This window comes from Shewanella sp. CAL98-MNA-CIBAN-0140 (assembly GCF_040309905.1).
Taxonomy (GTDB): Bacteria; Pseudomonadota; Gammaproteobacteria; order Enterobacterales; family Shewanellaceae; genus Shewanella; species Shewanella psychromarinicola.
The window spans coordinates 1-229 of record NZ_JBEOPI010000318.1; the positions used below are offsets into that span (position 1 = coordinate 1).

The window sequence follows — 229 nt, forward strand, 5'->3', positions numbered from 1 at the left end:
GAGTAGGGTGCTTTGTACTGCTTCGCCTCGAATTAGTTTTAATAGATTTTCTACCAACATTTGTCCGGCTACTGTGGTGTTTTGTTCTACCGTGGTTAAAGGTGGGTTGGTATAGCTGGCAATGGCGATGTTATCGAAACCTATTACGGCAACATCTTTTGGTACGCTAATACCGGCTTCTTTGAGTGCGCGTATTGCACCAATGGCTATTAAATCGCTGGCTGCAAAG

At 44.5% G+C, this 229-nt stretch carries 1 protein-coding gene; it reads right to left on the reverse strand.

What is annotated here, in order from left to right; translation table 11 throughout:
- A partial coding sequence (locus AAEY93_RS21220) for a substrate-binding domain-containing protein (RefSeq protein ID WP_351079757.1) occupies positions 1–229 on the reverse strand: 229 nt, incomplete at both ends.